Below are 17,494 nucleotides of genomic sequence, written 5' to 3' on the forward strand. Positions count from 1 at the left end.
CCGGCGCCACAGTGGCGGGGGCCGCCGGCTTCTCGGCCGGGGCGGGCGCGGCGGCGGCAGGCCTGGGCGCAGGCGCCGCCGCACCGGCGTCCGACAGGGTGCCGAGCAGGGCGCCGACGCCGACGGTCTCGCCGTCCTGCACCAGGATCTCGGCCAGCACGCCGGCCGCCGGGGCCGGCACCTCGATGGTCACCTTGTCGGTCTCGAGCTCGACCAGCGGCTCGTCGGCGGCGATGGTGTCGCCGGCCTTCTTGTACCAGCGCCCGATGGTGGCCTCGGTGACCGATTCGCCGAGAGTGGGGACTCGAATTTCCGTCGCCATGATGTTCGTCTCTTCTTTCGATCTGTCGGGGTGCCGGAACTCAGTCGGCGAAGGCGTCGTCGAGGAAGGCCTGCAGCTGCGCCAGATGCTTGGACATCAGGCCCGTGGCGGTGGCCGCCGCCGGCGGGCGGCCGATGTAGCGCAGGCGCTGCGACTTCGAGCCGGTCTGCCGCAGCACCCAGTCCATGTAGGGATCGACGAAGGCCCAGGCACCCATGTTCTTGGGCTCTTCCTGGCACCAGACGATCTCGGCATTGGGGAAGCGCGCCAGTTCGCTGACGAGCGCCTTCGCCGGGAAGGGATAGAGCTGCTCGATGCGCAGGAGGTAGACGTCGTCGGTGCCGCGCTTCAGCCGGTCCTCGTAGAGATCGAAGTAGACCTTGCCGGAGCAGAGCACGACGCGGCGGATCTGCGCGTCGGGCACCAGCTTCAGCTCCGCGTCGGGGCGCGACTGGGCATCGTCCCACAGCAGGCGGTGGAACGACGTGTCGGCGCCCATTTCCTCCAGCCGCGACACCGCCCGCTTGTGGCGCAGCAGCGACTTCGGCGTCATCAGGATCAGCGGCTTGCGGAAGTCGCGGGTCAGCTGGCGGCGCAGGATGTGGAAATAGTTCGAAGGCGTCGTGCAGTTGGCGACCTGCATGTTGTCCTCGGCGCACATCTGCAGGAAGCGCTCGAGGCGGGCGGAGGAATGCTCCGGGCCCTGGCCCTCGTAGCCGTGCGGCAGCAGGCAGACGAGGCCCGACATGCGCAGCCACTTGCGCTCGCCGGCCGAGACGAACTGGTCGAAGATCACCTGCGCGCCGTTGGCAAAGTCGCCGAACTGCGCCTCCCACAGGGTCAGCGCGTTGGGGCGGGCGAGCGAATAGCCGTATTCGAAGCCGAGCACCGCCTCCTCGGAGAGCATCGAGTTGATGACCTCGTATTTCGCCTGGTCGGGCGCGAGGTTGGCGAGCGGAATGTAGCGGCTCTCGCTGTCCTGGTCGTAGAGCACGGTGTGGCGCTGGGAGAAGGTGCCGCGCTCGCAGTCCTGCCCGGACAGGCGGACCTTGAAGCCCTGCACCACCAGCGTGCCGAAGGCGAGCGATTCGGCCGTCGCCCAGTCGATGCCCTCGCCGGTCTCGATCGCCTTGGCGCGCGCGTCGAGGAAGCGCTGGATGGTGCGGTGGACCTTGAAGCCCTCCGGCACCCGCGACAGCTTGCCGCCGATCTCGCGCAGGGTGTCGACCGACACGCCCGACTGGCCGGTGCGGCGCTCGTCGAAGCTGTCGGCGGTCTTGAGGCCCGACCACACGCCGTCGAGCCAGTCGGCCTTGTTGGGCTTGTAGGCCTGGCCGATGTCGAACTCGGCGTCGAGCCGGGCACGGAACTCGGCCTTCATCGCGTCGACCTCGGCCGCCGTGACGGTGCCCTCGGCAACCAGCTTCTCCGAATAGATCTGCAGCGTCGTCGGATGGCTGCGGATCTTCTTGTACATCAGCGGCTGGGTGAACGCGGGCTCGTCGCCCTCGTTGTGGCCGAAGCGGCGGTAGCAGATCATGTCGACCACCACCGGCTTGAAGAACTTCTGCCGGTATTCGATCGCGATGCGCGCGGCGTGGACCACCGCCTCCGGGTCGTCGCCGTTGACGTGCAGGATCGGCGCCTCGACCATCTTTGCGACGTCGGACGGATAGGGCGACGAGCGCGAGAAATGCGGGTTGGTGGTGAAGCCGATCTGGTTGTTGATGATGAAGTGGATCGATCCGCCGGTGCGGTGGCCGCGCAGCTGGCTGAGGCCGAAACATTCGGCGACGACGCCCTGGCCGGCGAAGGCCGCGTCGCCGTGCAGCAGCAGCGGCAGCACCTTGATCCGCTCGCGCAGCGGGATGATGTCGCCCTCGTGGACGGTGGCGATCTGGTCCTGCTTGGCGCGCACCTTGCCGAGCACCACCGGATTGACGATCTCCAGATGCGACGGATTGGGCGTCAGCGACAGGTGGACCTTGTTGCCGTCGAACTCGCGGTCCGACGAGGCGCCGAGGTGATACTTGACGTCGCCGGAGCCTTCCACGTCATCGGGGGCAAACGAGCCGCCCTTGAACTCGTGGAACAGCGCCCGGTGCGGCTTGGCCATCACCTGGGTCAGCACGTTGAGGCGGCCGCGGTGGGCCATGCCGAGCACGATCTCGCGCACGCCGAGATTGCCGCCGCGCTTGATGATCTGCTCCAGCGCCGGGATCAGCGCCTCGCCGCCGTCGAGGCCGAAGCGCTTGGTGCCGGTGAACTTGACGTCGAGGAACTTCTCGAAGCCCTCGGACTCGATCAGCTTGTTGAGGATCGCCTTCTTGCCCTCGGGGGTGAAGGTGATCTCCTTGTCCGGCCCCTCGATGCGGGCCTGGATCCACGCCTTTTCCTCCGGATCGGAGATGTGCATGAACTCGAAGCCGACCGACGCGCAATAGGTGCGCTTCAAAAGCGCGATCATCTCGCGCAGCGTCGCGTATTCGAGGCCGAGCACGTTGTCGATGAAGATCCGGCGGTCCATGTCGCGTCGGTGAAGCCGTAGGACGACGGATGCAGCTCCTCGTGGTCGAGCTTCTTGGCAAGGCCGAGCGGATCGAGATTGGCGTGGAGGTGGCCGCGCATGCGGTAGGCGCGGATCATCATGATCGCACGCACGGAATCGCGGGCCGCCTGCTGGATGTCGGAGGCGCTGGCCGGAGCGGCGCCGGGGGCGGCGGCCTTCTCCTTCAGCTTCTTCTCGATGACCTTGGTGGTCTCGGCCCAGTTGCCGTCGAGGGCCGCGACGAGATCGCCGTTGGCGGCGATCGGCCAGTTCGGCCGCTCCCAGGAGGCGCCTTCCGCGCTCTTGCGCACATCGTCGCCGTCATCGGCGAGGGCGTCGAAGAAGTCGCGCCACTGCGGGTCCACCGAGGCCGGATCGGCCTGGTAGCGGGCGTGGAGTTCCTCGATATAGTCGGCATTGCCGCCATAGAGGAACGAGGTCTGCGCGAAGATGTCGTTGAGATCCTGGCGTGCCATGACGGTTCGGGGAACTCCCCGCCTTTCGTCTTGCTGCGCCGGTCCGCCGGCGCGGTCCTTGACCCGTGACGGACGGCGGATCGCTCCGCCGCCCTGTCGCTGTCGGGGGTTTCCCCCATGTCGTGCGGGAGACCGGCGATCGCCAGTCCCCCTGAGGCCGATCAGCCCTTGAGGACGTCGACCAGCGTCTTGCCGAGCTTGGCCGGGGACGGCGAGACGCGGATGCCCGCGCTCTCCATCGCCGCGATCTTGCTCTCGGCATCGCCCTTGCCGCCCGAGACCACGGCGCCGGCATGGCCCATGGTGCGGCCGGGCGGCGCGGTGCGGCCGGCAATGAAGCCGGCCATCGGCTTCTTGCGGCCGCGCCTGGCCTCGTCTTTCAGGAACTGGGCCGCGTCTTCCTCGGCCGCGCCGCCGATCTCGCCGATCATGATGATCGACGTGGTCTCCGGGTCGGCGAGGAACAGCTCCAGCACGTCGATGAACTCGGTGCCCTTGACCGGGTCGCCGCCGATGCCGACGGCGGTGGTCTGGCCGAGGCCCTCGTTGGAGGTCTGGAACACGGCTTCATAGGTGAGCGTGCCCGAGCGCGAGACGATGCCGACCGAGCCCTTGCGGAAGATCGAGCCCGGCATGATGCCGATCTTGCACTCTTCCGGCGTCATGATGCCCGGGCAGTTCGGCCCGAGCAGCCGCGACCTGGAGTTTTCCAGCTTCGCCTTGACCTTGACCATGTCCATCACCGGGATGCCCTCGGTGATGCAGACGATGAAGGGGATCTCGGCGTCGATCGCCTCGATGATCGCGGCGCCGGCGCCCGCCGGCGGCACGTAGATCACCGACGCGTCGGCGCCGGTGGCGTCTTTCGCTTCGGCAACCGACTTGAAGATCGGCAGCTGCTCGCCGGACTTGCCGGCCCACTTTTCGCCGCCCTTGGCGGGGTGGACGCCGGCGACCATCTGGGTGCCGTAGTAGGCCAGCGCCTGTTCGGTGTGGAAGGTGCCCGTCTTGCCGGTGAGGCCCTGGACGATGATCTTGGTGTTCTTGTCAACGAGAATGGACATGCGTGTCAGCCCTTCACCGCGGCGACGATCTTCTGGGCGGCGTCGTCGAGGTCATCGGCGGAGATGACGTTGAGACCGCTCTCGTCGATGATCTTCTTTCCGAGTTCGACGTTGGTGCCCTCGAGGCGCACCACCAGCGGAACCTGGAGCCCGACTTCCTTCACCGCGGCGATGACGCCCTCGGCGATGACGTCGCAGCGCATGATGCCGCCGAAGATGTTGACGAGGATGCCCTTCACCGCCGGATCGGCCGTGATGATCTTGAAGGCCGCAGTGACCTTTTCCTTGGTGGCGCCGCCGCCGACGTCGAGGAAGTTGGCGGGCTCGGCACCGTAGAGCTTGATGATGTCCATGGTGGACATCGCAAGGCCGGCGCCGTTGACCATGCAGCCGATGTTGCCGTCGAGGGCAACATAGGCGAGGTCATACTTGGACGCCTCGATCTCCTTGGCGTCTTCCTCGCTGGTGTCGCGCAGCGCCTGGACGTCCGGATGACGGAACAGGGCGTTGCCGTCGAAGGAGACCTTGGCGTCGAGGACGCGCAGGTGGCCGTCCTTCAGCACGATCAGCGGGTTGATCTCCAGAAGGCTCATGTCCTTCTCGGTGAAGGCGCGGTAGAGCGTCGGGAACAGCAGCCGGGCGTCGTCGTGGGCCGTGCCCTCGAGCTCCAGCACCATGCAGATCTTCTCGACGTTGGTTTCCGTGACACCCATGTCCGGATCGATGTCGATGGTCTGGATCTTGTCGGGGGTCGCGTGGGCGACGGCCTCGATGTCCATGCCGCCCTCGGTCGAGACGACGAAGGCCACGCGGCCGCAGGAGCGGTCGACCAGCAGCGAGCAGTAGAGCTCGCGGTCGATGTCGGCGCCGTCCTCGATGTAGAGGCGGTTGACCTGGCGGCCGGCCGGGCCGGTCTGCTGGGTCACCAGCGTCTTGCCGAACATTTCCTCGGCGTTGGCAACCGCATCCTCGGGCTTGAAGGTGACGCGCACGCCGCCCTTGGACTCGGGCGGCAGTTCCTTGAACTTGCCCTTGCCGCGGCCGCCCGCGTGGATCTGGCTCTTGACCACGTAGACCGGGCCCGGCAGCGCCTTCACGGCTTCCGCCGCCTCGGAGGCCGCGAAGATCGGCACGCCCTCGGCAACCGGCGCGCCATACTCCTTGAGCAGGGCCTTCGCCTGATATTCATGAATGTTCATACGTTTCGTTCCCCCCGAAAGTGGGTCACTGTTGATTTTCAGGCCCTCTTCCCAAGGCCCGGCCGCAGGGCGGCAGGAAGCTTGATACACCCTCTCCGTGCGAGCGGTCAGGGTGCCGTCCGGCAAATCACCTTGGCGGGGGTCGAAAGCCGGGCGGCGCCGCAGCGCGCCCCGCCGTCAATCCCGCCGCGGCGATCCGTCAGGCGAGTTCCGGCTTGATCGCCTTGCAGGCGTCCATCAGGCCCGTCACCGAACCCACCGACTTGTCGAAGCCGGCCTTTTCCTCGCCCTGGAGATCGATCTCGATCACCTTCTCCACGCCGCCGGCGCCGATCACGATCGGCACGCCGACATACATGTCGGTCAGTCCATACTGGCCGGAGAGATGAGCGGCGCAGGGCAGCACGCGCTTCTTGTCCTTGAGGTAGCTTTCGGCCATGGCGATCGCCGAGGAGGCCGGGGCGTAGAAGGCCGAACCGGTCTTGAGCAGGCCGACGATCTCGGCGCCGCCGTCGCGGGTGCGCTGGATGATCCGGTCGAGCTTGTCCTGGGTGGTCCAGCCCATCTTGACGAGGTCGGGCAGCGGAATACCGGCCACCGTCGAATAGCGGGCGAGCGGCACCATGGTGTCGCCGTGGCCGCCGAGCACGAAGGCGGTGACGTCCTCGACCGACACGCCGAATTCCTCGGCGAGGAAATAGCGGAAGCGGGAGGAGTCCAGCACGCCCGCCATGCCGACCACCTTGTGGGCCGGCAGGCCGGAGAATTTCTGCAGCGCCCAGACCATGGCGTCGAGCGGGTTGGTGATGCAGATCACGAAGGCGTCCGGCGCGTGGGCGGCGATGCCCTTGCCGACCGATTCCATCACCTTGAGATTGATGCCCAGCAGGTCGTCGCGGCTCATGCCCGGCTTGCGCGGCACGCCGGCGGTGACGATCACGACGTCGGCCCCGGCGATCCCCTCGTAGGTCTGGGTGCCGGACATCGCCGCATCGAAGCCCTCGACCGGCGAGGATTCGGCCAGGTCCAGCGACTTGCCCTGGGGAATGCCGTCCGCGATGTCGAACAGGACGACGTCGCCCAGTTCCTTGAGCCCGATCAGATGCGCGAGCGTTCCACCGATCTGTCCCGCCCCGACGAGGGCGATCTTGTTCCGCGCCATTTGAACACCTTCCGTTTACGTAAAGGGAAATTTGGTCGGGCGTTATTCGTCTGCACTACCCCGAATGCGGGTCCGAAGCAAGCATCAGAACCGCGGGGGCGCCGAAAAACGCCCGAATCCGCCGCGTCAACCCGCGGCGCACCAGCGCCGCCCGTTCTGGATAGACAGGCTGACGCGAACGTCAATCGACGGATGGTCGCAGATCTTCGTGGCAGGGGAATGTCGGTTCCGCGAGACGGCCGGCTGGGGAGCCGATGCGAGGCGCGCGTCCGGCCGTCAGCCGAGGCGGCGCGGGGCCGCGAGATAGGCTTCCGACCGCATCTCGACAAGGCGCGAGGCGCAGCGGGCGAATTCGAAACCCTCGGTGCCGCCGGTGTCGGTGTAGAGGCCGTCCGGCTCGGCGCCGGCCGAGCAGACCAGCTTGGTGCCGGTGTCGTAGAGCGTGTCGATCAGGGTGATGAAGCGCTTAGCCTCGTTGCGCTTCGAACGGTCCATCACCGGCACGTTCTCGACGAGGACCGTGTGATAAGTGCGCGCGATCGCCTGATAGTCCTGCGCGCCGAGGGCGGCGACGCAGAGATCGGCAAATTCGAAGCGGGCGACCCCGGCGGCGGCCAGCGGCACGCGCACGCGCCGGCCCATGACGGTGACGAAGGCCGGCCCGGCCGGCGCGCCGGCGGTGATCCGCTCCCAGGTCGCCGCGATGCGCCGCGGCGCCTCCGGCCCGAGCGGCGTGATGTAGATCTCCTCGCCGGCCGCCTTCTCGAGGCGATAGTCGGTGGGCGAATCCAGCCGCATCACGTCGACCTCGGTCTTCAGCAGGCCGACGAAGCCGAGGAAGAAGCCGCGGTTGAGCCCGTCCTTGTAGAGATCGTCCGGATCGACATTGGAGGTGGCGACCACCACCACGCCGCGCTCGAACAGCGCGGTGAACAGCCGGCCGAGGATCATCGCGTCGGTGATGTCGGTCACGGAGAATTCGTCGAAGCACAGGAGCCGGGTCTCGGCGGCCAGCGCGTCGGCGACCCGCATCACCGGATCCTTCTCGCCGGCCTGGCGGGCGGCGTGAATGCGGGCGTGGGTGTCGGCCATGAAGTCGAGGAAATGGGCGCGGCGCTTCTTCGGCTCGGTGGAGGTCTCGAAGAACAGGTCCATCAGCATGGTCTTGCCGCGGCCGACCGAGCCCCAGACATAGACGCCCTTCACCTTCGGGCGGCTGCCGGCACCCTTGCGGCCGAACAGCCAGCCGAGCGCGCTGGTCTTGGAGGCAAGATGGGATTCGCGCAGGTCGTCGATCAGGCGGTCGAGCCGCGCGGCGACCTTCTTCTGGGCGAGATCGGGGGCGATCTGGCCGCTGGCGACCTGGGCCTCATAGGCCGCGGTCACGCCGCGCGTGGCATGCGCGGCGCCGAAGGATTGCGAGCGCGGGGTCGCGGTCATGCAGCCAGTCCCGGACGGTTGTGCACCGCAACAGGATCTAGCCGATCATCGCTCCCGCCGCAATGCGTGACCGGGACGCACCCGGTCACGCATTGCGGGCGTCAGCTCGGCTCAGCGGTAGAACTGCACGCCGCGCTTGGACACTTCCAGCTGGCCGGAATAGCGCTGCGCCGCCGTGGCGTAGAGGCGGGCGACCGGCGAACCGGAGGCATCCTTCAGCACCACTTCCTTGCCGGACAGATCCCAGGCGCCGACCGCCTTCATCTCGTCGGTGGAGCAGCCGCGGGTGTTGGCGCGGTAGCCGCCGGTCCAGGTGGTGAGGTTCATGAACAGCTTGCAGCTCTCGCCGCCAGAATCGATCGTCCAGGCGCCGGCGAGATCCGGGCGCGAGATCGTCAGCGCGGCCTGCTCGGTCGAGCGCAGCTCGGCCGCAGCGGCCTCAGGGCTCACCGGCGTCTCGATCGGCGCGGGCGCCTCGGGCAGCGCGGGCGGCGGCAGCTGCATCGTCTGCACCGGCGTGGTCGGTGCCGGGGTCAGGGGCGGGATGCCCTGCGGCGCCGGTCCGGCCCCCCGGCCGCAGCCGGCGAGGGCCGCAACGACGATCAAACCGGCTGCTACGCGCGAAAAAGTCATGTCGAATCGCTCCTTGATGGGCGGATCTTTCCTGACGAGCGGTATAGGGCCGTTCACGCCGATCATGCAAACCCGGCCGATGCGCGGGCCGCCGCCCTGTGCGCGCCCGCATCCGGCACCCTGACCCTCGCGACCCGAGACCCCCGCCATCCGGCACGCCGAGACCTGCCCGGAACATGCCGCCCCGTCTGTCCGTTGACGCAGGTGACTTTGCGTCGGCCGGGCGGGGATGGCAACCCTTGGCGTCCGGCGGTTCCGCGTCTGGTGGTCACCCGTTCGCGTTCCCATCTGTCCACCGATCCGGAAATTCCGGGAGGCCGTCGGTCTCCGCCCCGCCTGCGCAGCCTTGCCAAGAACGACAGGAACACCTTCATGAGCGACCAACCCACCATTGCCCTTTCCGACGGCACCTCCATTCCGCAACTCGGCCTCGGCGTGTGGCAGACGCCCGAAGCGGAGACCGCCGACGTGGTGCGCACCGCGATCGAGACCGGCTACCGCCACATCGACACCGCCGCGATCTACGGCAACGAGGCGGGCGTCGGCGAGGGTATCCGCCAGAGCGGGATCGCCCGCGACGACATCTTCGTGACCACCAAGCTGTGGAACGACGCGCAGGGTTATGACTCCGCCCGCGCGGCCTTCGACGAAAGCCTGAAGAAGCTCGGCCTCGACCATGTCGACCTCTACCTCATCCACTGGCCTGCCCCGCGCAAGGATCTCTACGTCGACACCTGGAAGGCGCTGATCCGCCTCAAGGAAGAAGGCCGCGTCCGTTCGATCGGCGTCTCCAACTTCAATGCCGACCACCTCGGCCGGCTGTTCGAGGAAACCGGCGTCGCGCCGGTGATCAACCAGGTCGAGCTGCATCCGCGCTTCCAGCAGGCGGGCCTCCGGGCCGTGCATGTGGAGCACAAGATCGCCACCGAGGCCTGGAGCCCGCTCGGTCAGGGCACGCTGCTCTCCCACCCGGTGATCACCGCGATCGCGGAGAAGAACGCCAAGACGCCGGCGCAGGTGATCATCCGTTGGCATCTCGACAACGGGGTGATCACGATCCCCAAGTCCGTGCGCCCGTCGCGGATCCTGGAGAATTTCAGCGTCTTCGACTTCACCCTCGACCTCGACGACCGTCGCAAGATCGAGGCGCTCGACGACCGCGAGGGCCGGATCGGCCCGGAGCCCGAGACCGCACCCTTCTGACCGCGCACCGATCGGGCATGGGGCGTGGCGGCGCCGCCGCCGCTACGCTCTGTCGCATCGGCCGAAGGGACGACTTTGCGGGCGGCGGCGCCCGGGCTACCATGTGCAGTGCAACATGGCTTCCGCCCGGAGGCCGCGCCCTGCCCCGCGGAGCCTTGACCCCATGAACGCCGTCCGTCCCCGTCGCAGCGTCCTCTACATGCCGGGGTCCAATCCGCGCGCGCTGGACAAGGCCCGGACACTGCCCGCCGACGGGCTGATCCTCGACATGGAAGACGCCGTCGCGCCGGAGGCGAAGGCCGAGGCCCGGGTGCTCATCCGGCAGAAGCTCGGCGAAGGCGGCTACGGCCGGCGCGAGATCTTCATCCGGATCAACGGCCTTGGCACCGTCTGGGGCGCGGACGATCTCGCCGCCGCGGTCGCCGCCGGGCCGGACGCGATCCTCGTGCCCAAGGTGTCCAGCCCCGACGACCTCGACCGGGTGAGCGCGGCGATGGACCGGCTCGGCGCGCGGCCGGCGATGAGGATCTGGGCGATGATCGAGACGCCGCTCGCGATCCTGTCGATCCGCGAGATCGCGGCCTTTGCCACCCGCCCCGGCAGCCGGCTGGAGGGCTTCGTCCTCGGCCTCAACGATCTGGCGAAGGAGACCGGCGCCCAGTTCACCGGTGACCGGCTGCCGATGGTGCCGTGGATCCAGATCGCGCTCACCGCCGCCCGCGCCTACGGCCTTGCCATTCTCGACGGCGTCTACAACGACATCCACGACGACGAGGGCTATGCCGCCGAATGCCGGCAGGGCCGCGAATTCGGCCTCGACGGCAAGACCCTGATCCATCCGCGCCAGATCGACGTCGCCAACCGCGCCTTCGTGCCGAGCGTGGAGGAGATCGAATGGGCCAAGCGGGTGGTCGAGGTGTTCGCCCTGCCCGACTATGCCGGCAAGTCCGCCGTCAAGATCGAGGGCCGGATGGTGGAGCGGCTTCATGCCGACATGGCCGAGCGCACGCTGGCCCTCGCCGCCGCGATCCGGGAGGTCGAGGCGGCGGCGTGAAGGTGGTCAGCTCTCGGTCCGATCCACATTCATCCCTCTCGATCGTCACCTCGGCAAGCTGCGGCCTCCCGGTCTGACCTCCCCTCCCCCACCTCTCCATCGTCATCCCCGCATCAAGCGGGGATCCATCCCTCCCCGGGCGGATGGCCGGATGGGGTCACGGCATCTCGAAGGTTGCCTTCGGCCCGACAGCAGCGTTTTCCCTTGCCGACTGATGGGTCCCCGCTTGACGCGGGGATGACGGACACGAGGGGCGGTGCTTTCGCCGATTTCGTCGAGGGACAATCCGCCTGCATTTCGCCGAGCCGCAAGACGGCCTCGCGGGGACCGTCCCGATCACACCTTGATGCGCAGGCCCTTGGGATCATACAGCGGGCGCATGGCGAGAGTAGCCGCCACCGTCTCGCCGGCCACCACCAGTTCCCACGATCCGGCGCGCAGCCAGGCGTCGTCGACCCCGGTCTCGCGGCGGACATAGCCGTAGCCGATGTGGGTGCCGACGGTGTAGCCCCAGCCGCCGCTGGCCAGATAGCCGACCGCCTCGCCGTCGCGCAGGATCGTCTCGCGGCCGGTGAGCAGGAGGTCCGGGCGGGCAACCGTGAAGCCGCAGAGCCGGCGGGACAGCGGGGCGGCGGCGATCGCGAGCGAGGCCTCCCGGCCGAGGAAGTCGATGCCGGAGGCGAGCTTGACCGCCCAGCCGAGACCGGCCTCGAACGGGCTGTCGCGCGGGGTGATCTCGGCGCCCCAGGCGCGGTAGCCCTTTTCCAGCCGCAGCGATTCGATCGCCCGGTAGCCGGCAAGGCGGATGCCGAAGGGCGCGCCCGCCATCATCAGCGCGTCGAACACCGTGCCGGCATTGCCGGCCGGCACGTGCAGTTCCCAGCCGAGCTCGCCCACATAGGTGACGCGCAGCGCCCGCACCGCGCAGTCGGCGATCGAGATCAGCCGGGCCGTGCCGAAGGGGAAGACCGCGCTGGACAGATCGGCGGTGGTGACGGCCGAGAGCACGTCGCGGGCGCGCGGGCCCATCAGCGTCAGGGTGCTCCAGGCCTCGGTCACGTCCTCGACGGCGACGCCGCCGCCGGTCAGGTGTTCGCGGAGCCAGCCGCCGTCATGGGTGCGGAAGCCGGTGCCGGTGACCATGTAGAAGGTGTCGGCGGCCAGGCGGGCGACGGTGACGTCGGCCTCGATGCCGCCGCGCCCGTTGAGAAGCTGGGTGTAGACCAGTCCGCCCACCGGCCGGGCGATGCGGTTGGCGGCGAGCCATTCCAGCCGCTCGGCGGCGGACCGGCCCCAGATCTCGAACTTGGCGAAGGACGACTGGTCGAACAGGACGACGCCCTCGCGGCAGGCCGCGTGTTCGGCGCCGACCGCCTCGAACCAGTTGGCCTGCCCCTGCGAGGGCCGGTCCACCGGCTCGGCGCCGGGCGGGGCGAACCAGTTGGCCCGCTCCCAGCCGAGCTTGGAGCCGAACACGGCGCCGCGGGTCTTCAGCCGGCCGTAGAGCGGCGAGGTGAGCCGCGGCCGGGCGCTCTCGTATTCGAGCTGCGGCCAGGCGATCTCGTAATGCTTGCCGTAGGCCTCCAGCGTGCGCTCGCGCACGAAGTCGGCGTCATGAACGGCGGAAAAGCGCGCCGGATCGACCACCCAGAGGTCGAGCGGGGCGGCCTCGCGCATCACCCATTCGGCGAGCGCCCAGCCGGCGCCGCCGGCGCTGGCGATGCCGAAGGCGTTGAAGCCGCAGCGAGGTAGAAGTTGGCCAGCTCCGGCGCGCGGCCGAGGATGAAGTTGCCGTCGGGGGTGAAGCTCTCCGGCCCGTTGATCAGCTGCTTGACGCCGGCCGTCTCCAGCGCGGGCACCCGGGCAATCGCCTCGACCATGTGCTGCTCGAAGTGGTCCCAGTTTTCCGACAGGAGCTGGAACTCGAAGTCATTCGGCACCGTGCCGCCCGGAAACAGGATCGGGTCGGGCTCGTAGCCGCCCATGACGAGGCCGCCGACCTCTTCCTTGAAGTAGATCCGCCGGTCGGGATCGCGCAGGGTCGGCAGGTCGGCCGTCACCCCGGGGATCGCCTCGGTGACGATATACTGGTGCTGGACCGCGACGAGCGGCACGTTCACCCCGGCAAGCGCCCGACCTCGCCGGCCCACATGCCGGCGCAGTTGACCACCTTCTCGCAGGCGATGCGGCCGTGATCGGTGAGGACCGCAACGACACGGCCGTTCTCGATCTCGAAGCCGGTGACGGCGACGCCCTCCATCAGGCGGGCGCCGTGCATGCGCGCGCCCTTGGCCAGCGACTGGGTGATGTCGGAGGGGCTCGCCTGGCCGTCGGTCGGCAGGAAGGCGGCGCCCACCAGATCCGATGTGTCCATCAGCGGCCACAGCGCCTTCGCCTCGCCGGGCGACAGGAGATGCATCTCCAGGCCGAAGCTCTTCGCCGTGGTCGCCTGACGCCTGATCTCGATCCAGCGGTCCGCGTTGCAGGCGAGCCGGAGTCCGCCGTTGCGCTTCCAGCCGGTGGCCAGCCCGGTCTCGGCCTCCAGCCGGTCGTAGAGTTCGACCGAATGCTTGAGCAGCCGGGTGATCGAGGCGGAGGTGCGCAGCTGGCCGACGAGGCCGGCGGCGTGCCAGGTGGAGCCGCCGGTCAGGCGGCCCTTCTCGATCAGCAGCACGTCGGCCTTGTGGTCGCGGGCAAGGTGATAGGCGGTGGAGCAGCCGACGATGCCCCCGCCGATGACGACGACCTCGGCGGCGGCGGGAAGCGCGGAAGGGGTCATCGGCCATCGTCCTCGAAGGCTGCGAGCGCCGCCTCGAAGCGGGCGAGCGTCTCGGCGGAATAGGCGGCGTAATCGACGCCGGGTGCGGTCATGTGCAGTTCGCCGACCATGCTCCACATCGCCTCGCGCAGCAGCGAGGCGACCTTCATGGCGGCAAAGGCGCGCCGGATCGCGGGATCGGGCGCGTCGAACCAGGCGGCGAGCAGCGCCTCGTCCTCGCCCGGTTCGAGGCCCGCGTTGCCGGCGAGATTGGCAAGGTCGAACATCGCCGTGCCGAAGCCGCCGTATTCCCAGTCGATCAGCCAGAGCCGGCCGCCCGCCTCGAAGATGTTGGCGGGCAAGAGGTCGTGATGGCCGAAGGTGACGGGCAGCGGCACCTGCGCGGCCTCCAGCCGGCCGGCGAGATCGGTGAAGCGGGCGAGGTCCGCGGCGGGCCGGCCGTTGCCGGCGGCGATCGTCGCCGCATAGTCGCGCAGAACATGGAACACCCAGAAGCAGGGCGCCGGGCCGGTGAGGTGGCGGGCAAGGCCGCCGTGGACGCGGCGCAGGAGATCGACCACCCGCGGCCAGTCGGCCCGCACGTCGTCCGCCGTCAGGCTGCGCCCGTCGAGATGGGCGAACACCATCACCCCCGGCCCGGCATGGAGCAGCGCCGGCGAAACGCCGGCGCGTGGGCAGCGCGGGCGACGGCGGCCTCGCGCGCGCGGAACACGTGATGGAACGGCAGGTCGTCGCCGAGCCGGACCACATGGCGCGCCCCGCCCGCCGCAACGTGATAGTTGCGGTTGGACAGGCCGCCGGACAGCGGCTCGATGTCGACCGGCCCGGTCCACAACGGCAGGGCGCGGATCACGTCCTCGTCGGTCATGCCATGTCCCCGGACGGCCAGCTGAAACCGGAAATGCCCAATATTTGAAACGTGATGCCGCCAGACGGCAGCTCGCTCCGGAGGGATGTCCGACTATCGGCGGCAGGGTCCGGACCTGTCAAGCGGCAACACAGAATGCCACGTCGCAACTTGGCTTTCTGTGGCTTTTTACGGCGTCGAAGATGGCCGGTCAGCCGTAGGCGTGAAGCCCGGCGCCATGGGCCTTCAGCCAGGCGCGCGCCGTCTCGGTCTCGGGGCAGAGCGCGGTGCAATGGGCCCAGAAGCGCGGGCCGTGGTTCATCTCGGCAAGATGGGCGACCTCGTGGGCGGCGAGATAGTCGAGCACCAGCGGCGGGGCGAGGATCAGCCGCCAGGAGAAGGACAGCACGCCGAGCGAGGAGCAGGAGCCCCAGCGCGAGGTGGTGTCGCGCACGACGATCTTCTGCGGCGTCCGGCCAAGTGCCCTGGCATGGCGGGCGACCGCGGCCTCCAGATCGGCCCGCGCCGCCTTCCTGAGAAAATCCGCGACGCGCGGGGAAAAACGCTCCGGCGCGCCGGGCACCAGCAGGCGCGGCAGGGCGTCGTCCGCCTCCTCCGCCGGCTCCCCGGCCGGGTGAATGCGTACGAGGCCGCGCAGGGTGCCCGTGGCCGCGAGACGGTGGGGCACGCCGCGGATCGGCACCAGCGCACCGTCGGCGAAGGCGGTCGGCTGCGGGCGGGCGTCCAGCCGCGCGGCCAGCCAGTCCGCGTGGCGGCCGACGAAGGCGCAGGCGGCCTTGAGACTGCCGCCCTTCGGAATGGTCACCACCGGCTCGGTCCGCCCGTTCGCCAGACGCAGGGTGTAGCGCCGCGCGCGCGGGTTCCAGCGCAGCGCGACCTCGACCGGCCGGCCGGCGACGTCGACGGTCGTGCGGTCGGGCCGCGCGCGCGACGGGGGAGCGGGCCGTTCGGCCGGCGCCGGTCGGGGGTCAGGAGAGCAAAGGGGAATCGGAGGCGCATGGTGGAAATCTAGAGGATCCGGCGCGGGACGGGAAATGCGGATCGGGACAGGCAGCCCGGTGCCGGGCGGGTTTCTCCGGCCTGTCCGCTGTCAGCCGGCGGCGACCGCCTCGCGCACCCGCGGGGCGACCTCGGTGCCGAAGATCTCGATCGCCTCCATCAGCTTCTCGTGCGGCACGAGGCCGATCGCCATCTGCAGCAGGAAGCGGTCGTTGCGGAAGATCCGGTGGTGGGCGACGATCTTGTCGGCCAGCTCCTGCGGCCCGCCGAGGAAGATCGCCCCGTCCGGTCCGCGCGCGGCGTCGAAATGCGCGCGGGTCATCGGCGTGAAGCCGCGCTCGCGGCCGATCCGGTTCATCACCGCCGCCTGCGGCGCGTAGAAGGTCTCGGCGGCTTCGTCCGCCGTCGCGGCGACGAAGCGTGGACGTTGATCGAGGTCTTCAGCCTTGCCGGGTCGTGGCCGACGCGGCGGGCGGTCTCGCGGTAGAGGTCGAACAGCGGGGCAAAGCGGCGCGGCACGCCGCCGATGATGGCGAGCGCCAGCGGCAGGCCGTGATAGGCCGCCCGCGCCACCGAATTGGGCGTGCCGCCGACCGCGATCCACAGCGGCAGCGGGTCCTGCAGCGGGCGCGGATAGACCGCGAGATCGTCCAGCGGCGCGCGGGTCTCGCCCGCCCAGGTCACCCGCTCGCCGGCGCGCAGGGCCATCAGCAATTCGAGCTTTTCCTCGAACAGCCGGTCGTAGTCGTCGAGGTCGTAGCCGAACAGCGGGAAGGATTCGATGAAGGAGCCGCGGCCGGCCATGATCTCGGCGCGCCCGCCGGACAGCAGGTCGACGGTGGCGAACTGCTGGAACACCCGCACCGGGTCGTCGGAGCTCAGCACCGAGACCGCGCTGGTCAGCCGGATGGACTTAGTCTTCACCGCCGCGGCGGCGAGCAGCGTCGCCGGGCTGGAGGCCATGTAGTCGGGCCGGTGATGCTCGCCGAGGCCGAAGACGTCGAGGCCGACCGCATCGGCGAGCTCGATCTCGGCGATCAGCTCGCGGGTCCGGCGCGCGGCGGCCGCGCCCTTGTCGGCCGCGTCCGGATCGACGTCGGCGAAGGTGTAGAGCCCGAGTTCCATCATGGTCCTTCCTGAGTCCGGCCGGTGTCGCGTCCCGTCATCGCATAGACTCGAGGGCGGGGGATGCGGACGGCCCGTCATGCATCTTCGCGAAGAAATGCGGCTGCTCGTCAGGGGTCACAAAAAAAATGCGGGCGACCGCTTGGGTCGCCCGCACTCTGGAGGTCAGGAAGCCTCGGGTCTGGCGGGGGTGCCGCCTCGGCCGGTCGCCGCGTCCGTGAGGACGACGTGTCAGACCGGCTTCCGGCGCGCCATGAACCCGTCGAATTCTTCCTGATCCTTCGCGCGCCGAAGCTCGCGAAGGAACTCGTCGAATTCGCTGCGCATCTCGTCGATCTTGCGACGCTCTTCCTCGAGGCGCTTCAGTTCCTGGTCGCGATACGCGTCGAAGGCCACGTTGCCGGTGCGCGCGGTGCGCCCCGTGAACTCGAAGTCGCGGGCGACCTCGCTGGCCCGATTGCGCATCACGTTGAATTTGCCTCGCATCTGGTCACCCCAAAGTATATAGGCGAGCATCGCCAGTCCCAGTGGCCAGAAGGCCACGAAGCCAAGGACCATCAGGCCGATGGACATCGGGTTCCAGCCCGGTTTCAGCATGCACGTCTGGTTCATCTCCGCATCC

At 69.1% G+C, this 17,494-nt stretch carries 12 protein-coding genes and 3 pseudogenes; 2 read left to right on the forward strand and 13 right to left on the reverse strand.

Annotated features, from left to right (window positions below; translation table 11 throughout):
- From A6302_RS01470 to A6302_RS01500, 7 genes and pseudogenes are all read right to left on the reverse strand, one after another.
- Nucleotides 1-322, reverse strand: a 322-nt coding sequence (locus A6302_RS01470; protein WP_342586185.1) for a biotin/lipoyl-containing protein, incomplete at its 3' end; no start/stop codon positions are given.
- 40 nt (nucleotides 323-362) lie between these two features.
- Nucleotides 363-3,346 (reverse strand): annotated as a pseudogene (locus A6302_RS01475) (2-oxoglutarate dehydrogenase E1 component).
- A gap of 161 nt (nucleotides 3,347-3,507) precedes the next feature.
- Nucleotides 3,508-4,410, reverse strand: a complete 903-nt coding sequence (gene sucD, locus A6302_RS01480) for a succinate--CoA ligase subunit alpha (RefSeq protein ID WP_069305557.1) — start codon at nucleotides 4,408-4,410, stop codon at nucleotides 3,508-3,510.
- Between the two features lie 5 nt (nucleotides 4,411-4,415).
- A complete protein-coding gene (gene sucC, locus A6302_RS01485) occupies nucleotides 4,416-5,609 on the reverse strand; it encodes an ADP-forming succinate--CoA ligase subunit beta (RefSeq protein WP_069305558.1) in 1,194 nt (397 codons plus the stop codon).
- Nucleotides 5,610-5,808: 199 nt separating this feature from the next.
- A complete protein-coding gene (gene mdh, locus A6302_RS01490) occupies nucleotides 5,809-6,771 on the reverse strand; it encodes a malate dehydrogenase (protein WP_069305559.1) in 963 nt (320 codons plus the stop codon).
- Between the two features lie 276 nt (nucleotides 6,772-7,047).
- The gene (gene zapE, locus A6302_RS01495) at nucleotides 7,048-8,211 is read right to left on the reverse strand and encodes a cell division protein ZapE (RefSeq protein WP_083255399.1); all 1,164 of its coding nucleotides are present in this window, start codon (nucleotides 8,209-8,211) and stop codon (nucleotides 7,048-7,050) included.
- A gap of 111 nt (nucleotides 8,212-8,322) precedes the next feature.
- Nucleotides 8,323-8,844 (reverse strand): protease inhibitor Inh/omp19 family protein, encoded by a 522-nt coding sequence (locus A6302_RS01500; protein WP_069305560.1) that lies wholly within the window; start codon nucleotides 8,842-8,844, stop codon nucleotides 8,323-8,325.
- A 372-nt stretch (nucleotides 8,845-9,216) separates the two neighbouring features.
- Here A6302_RS01500 and A6302_RS01505 point away from each other — a divergent pair, with 372 nt between their 5' ends.
- Both A6302_RS01505 and A6302_RS01510 read left to right on the forward strand, forming a co-directional pair.
- The gene (locus A6302_RS01505; protein ID WP_069305561.1) at nucleotides 9,217-10,047 is read left to right on the forward strand and encodes an aldo/keto reductase; all 831 of its coding nucleotides are present in this window, start codon (nucleotides 9,217-9,219) and stop codon (nucleotides 10,045-10,047) included.
- Between the two features lie 163 nt (nucleotides 10,048-10,210).
- Nucleotides 10,211-11,101 (forward strand): HpcH/HpaI aldolase/citrate lyase family protein, encoded by an 891-nt coding sequence (locus A6302_RS01510; protein WP_069305562.1) that lies wholly within the window; start codon nucleotides 10,211-10,213, stop codon nucleotides 11,099-11,101.
- A 336-nt stretch (nucleotides 11,102-11,437) separates the two neighbouring features.
- Here the strand turns inward: A6302_RS01510 and A6302_RS01515 are convergent.
- From A6302_RS01515 to A6302_RS01535, 6 genes and pseudogenes are all read right to left on the reverse strand, one after another.
- Nucleotides 11,438-13,880 (reverse strand): annotated as a pseudogene (locus tag A6302_RS01515) (GcvT family protein).
- Nucleotides 13,877-14,506 carry a phosphotransferase family protein gene (locus A6302_RS23880; protein WP_342586186.1) on the reverse strand — a complete coding sequence of 210 codons (630 nt, stop codon included), beginning with the start codon at nucleotides 14,504-14,506 and terminating at the stop codon, nucleotides 13,877-13,879. Before A6302_RS23880 ends, A6302_RS01515 begins: the two are co-directional and overlap by 4 nt.
- Complete coding sequence (locus A6302_RS25510) at nucleotides 14,506-14,748, reverse strand: protein kinase family protein (protein WP_342586187.1); 243 nt, start codon at nucleotides 14,746-14,748, stop codon at nucleotides 14,506-14,508. The genes A6302_RS23880 and A6302_RS25510 overlap by 1 nt, the downstream gene beginning before the upstream one ends.
- A 190-nt stretch (nucleotides 14,749-14,938) precedes the next feature.
- Nucleotides 14,939-15,736: a M48 family metallopeptidase gene (locus A6302_RS01525; RefSeq protein WP_069305563.1), complete on the reverse strand. Its 798-nt coding sequence runs from the start codon at nucleotides 15,734-15,736 to the stop codon at nucleotides 14,939-14,941.
- Between the two features lie 102 nt (nucleotides 15,737-15,838).
- Nucleotides 15,839-16,872, reverse strand: a pseudogene (locus tag A6302_RS01530) (LLM class flavin-dependent oxidoreductase).
- Between the two features lie 231 nt (nucleotides 16,873-17,103).
- A complete protein-coding gene (locus A6302_RS01535) occupies nucleotides 17,104-17,484 on the reverse strand; it encodes a DUF2852 domain-containing protein (RefSeq protein WP_069305564.1) in 381 nt (126 codons plus the stop codon).
- Nucleotides 17,485-17,494: the final 10 nt, after the last annotated feature.

It is taken from the genome of Methylobrevis pamukkalensis (genome assembly GCF_001720135.1).
GTDB classification, from domain to species: Bacteria; Pseudomonadota; Alphaproteobacteria; order Rhizobiales; family Pleomorphomonadaceae; genus Methylobrevis; species Methylobrevis pamukkalensis.

Excerpts from the sequence above, each read along its gene's own strand:
- A6302_RS01500 (WP_069305560.1), bottom strand. The coding sequence starts at position 8,844 with ATGACTTTTTCGCGCGTAGCAGCCGGTTTGATCGTCGTTGCGGCCCTC.
- sucC (WP_069305558.1), bottom strand. The coding sequence starts at position 5,609 with ATGAACATTCATGAATATCAGGCGAAGGCCCTGCTCAAGGAGTATGGC.
- A6302_RS01510 (WP_069305562.1), top strand. The coding sequence starts at position 10,211 with ATGAACGCCGTCCGTCCCCGTCGCAGCGTCCTCTACATGCCGGGGTCC.
- A6302_RS01535 (WP_069305564.1), bottom strand. The coding sequence starts at position 17,484 with ATGAACCAGACGTGCATGCTGAAACCGGGCTGGAACCCGATGTCCATC.
- sucD (WP_069305557.1), bottom strand. The coding sequence starts at position 4,410 with ATGTCCATTCTCGTTGACAAGAACACCAAGATCATCGTCCAGGGCCTC.
- mdh (WP_069305559.1), bottom strand. The coding sequence starts at position 6,771 with ATGGCGCGGAACAAGATCGCCCTCGTCGGGGCGGGACAGATCGGTGGA.
- A6302_RS23880 (WP_342586186.1), bottom strand. The coding sequence starts at position 14,506 with ATGGTGTTCGCCCATCTCGACGGGCGCAGCCTGACGGCGGACGACGTG.
- A6302_RS25510 (WP_342586187.1), bottom strand. The coding sequence starts at position 14,748 with ATGACCGACGAGGACGTGATCCGCGCCCTGCCGTTGTGGACCGGGCCG.
- A6302_RS01505 (WP_069305561.1), top strand. The coding sequence starts at position 9,217 with ATGAGCGACCAACCCACCATTGCCCTTTCCGACGGCACCTCCATTCCG.
- zapE (WP_083255399.1), bottom strand. The coding sequence starts at position 8,211 with ATGACCGCGACCCCGCGCTCGCAATCCTTCGGCGCCGCGCATGCCACG.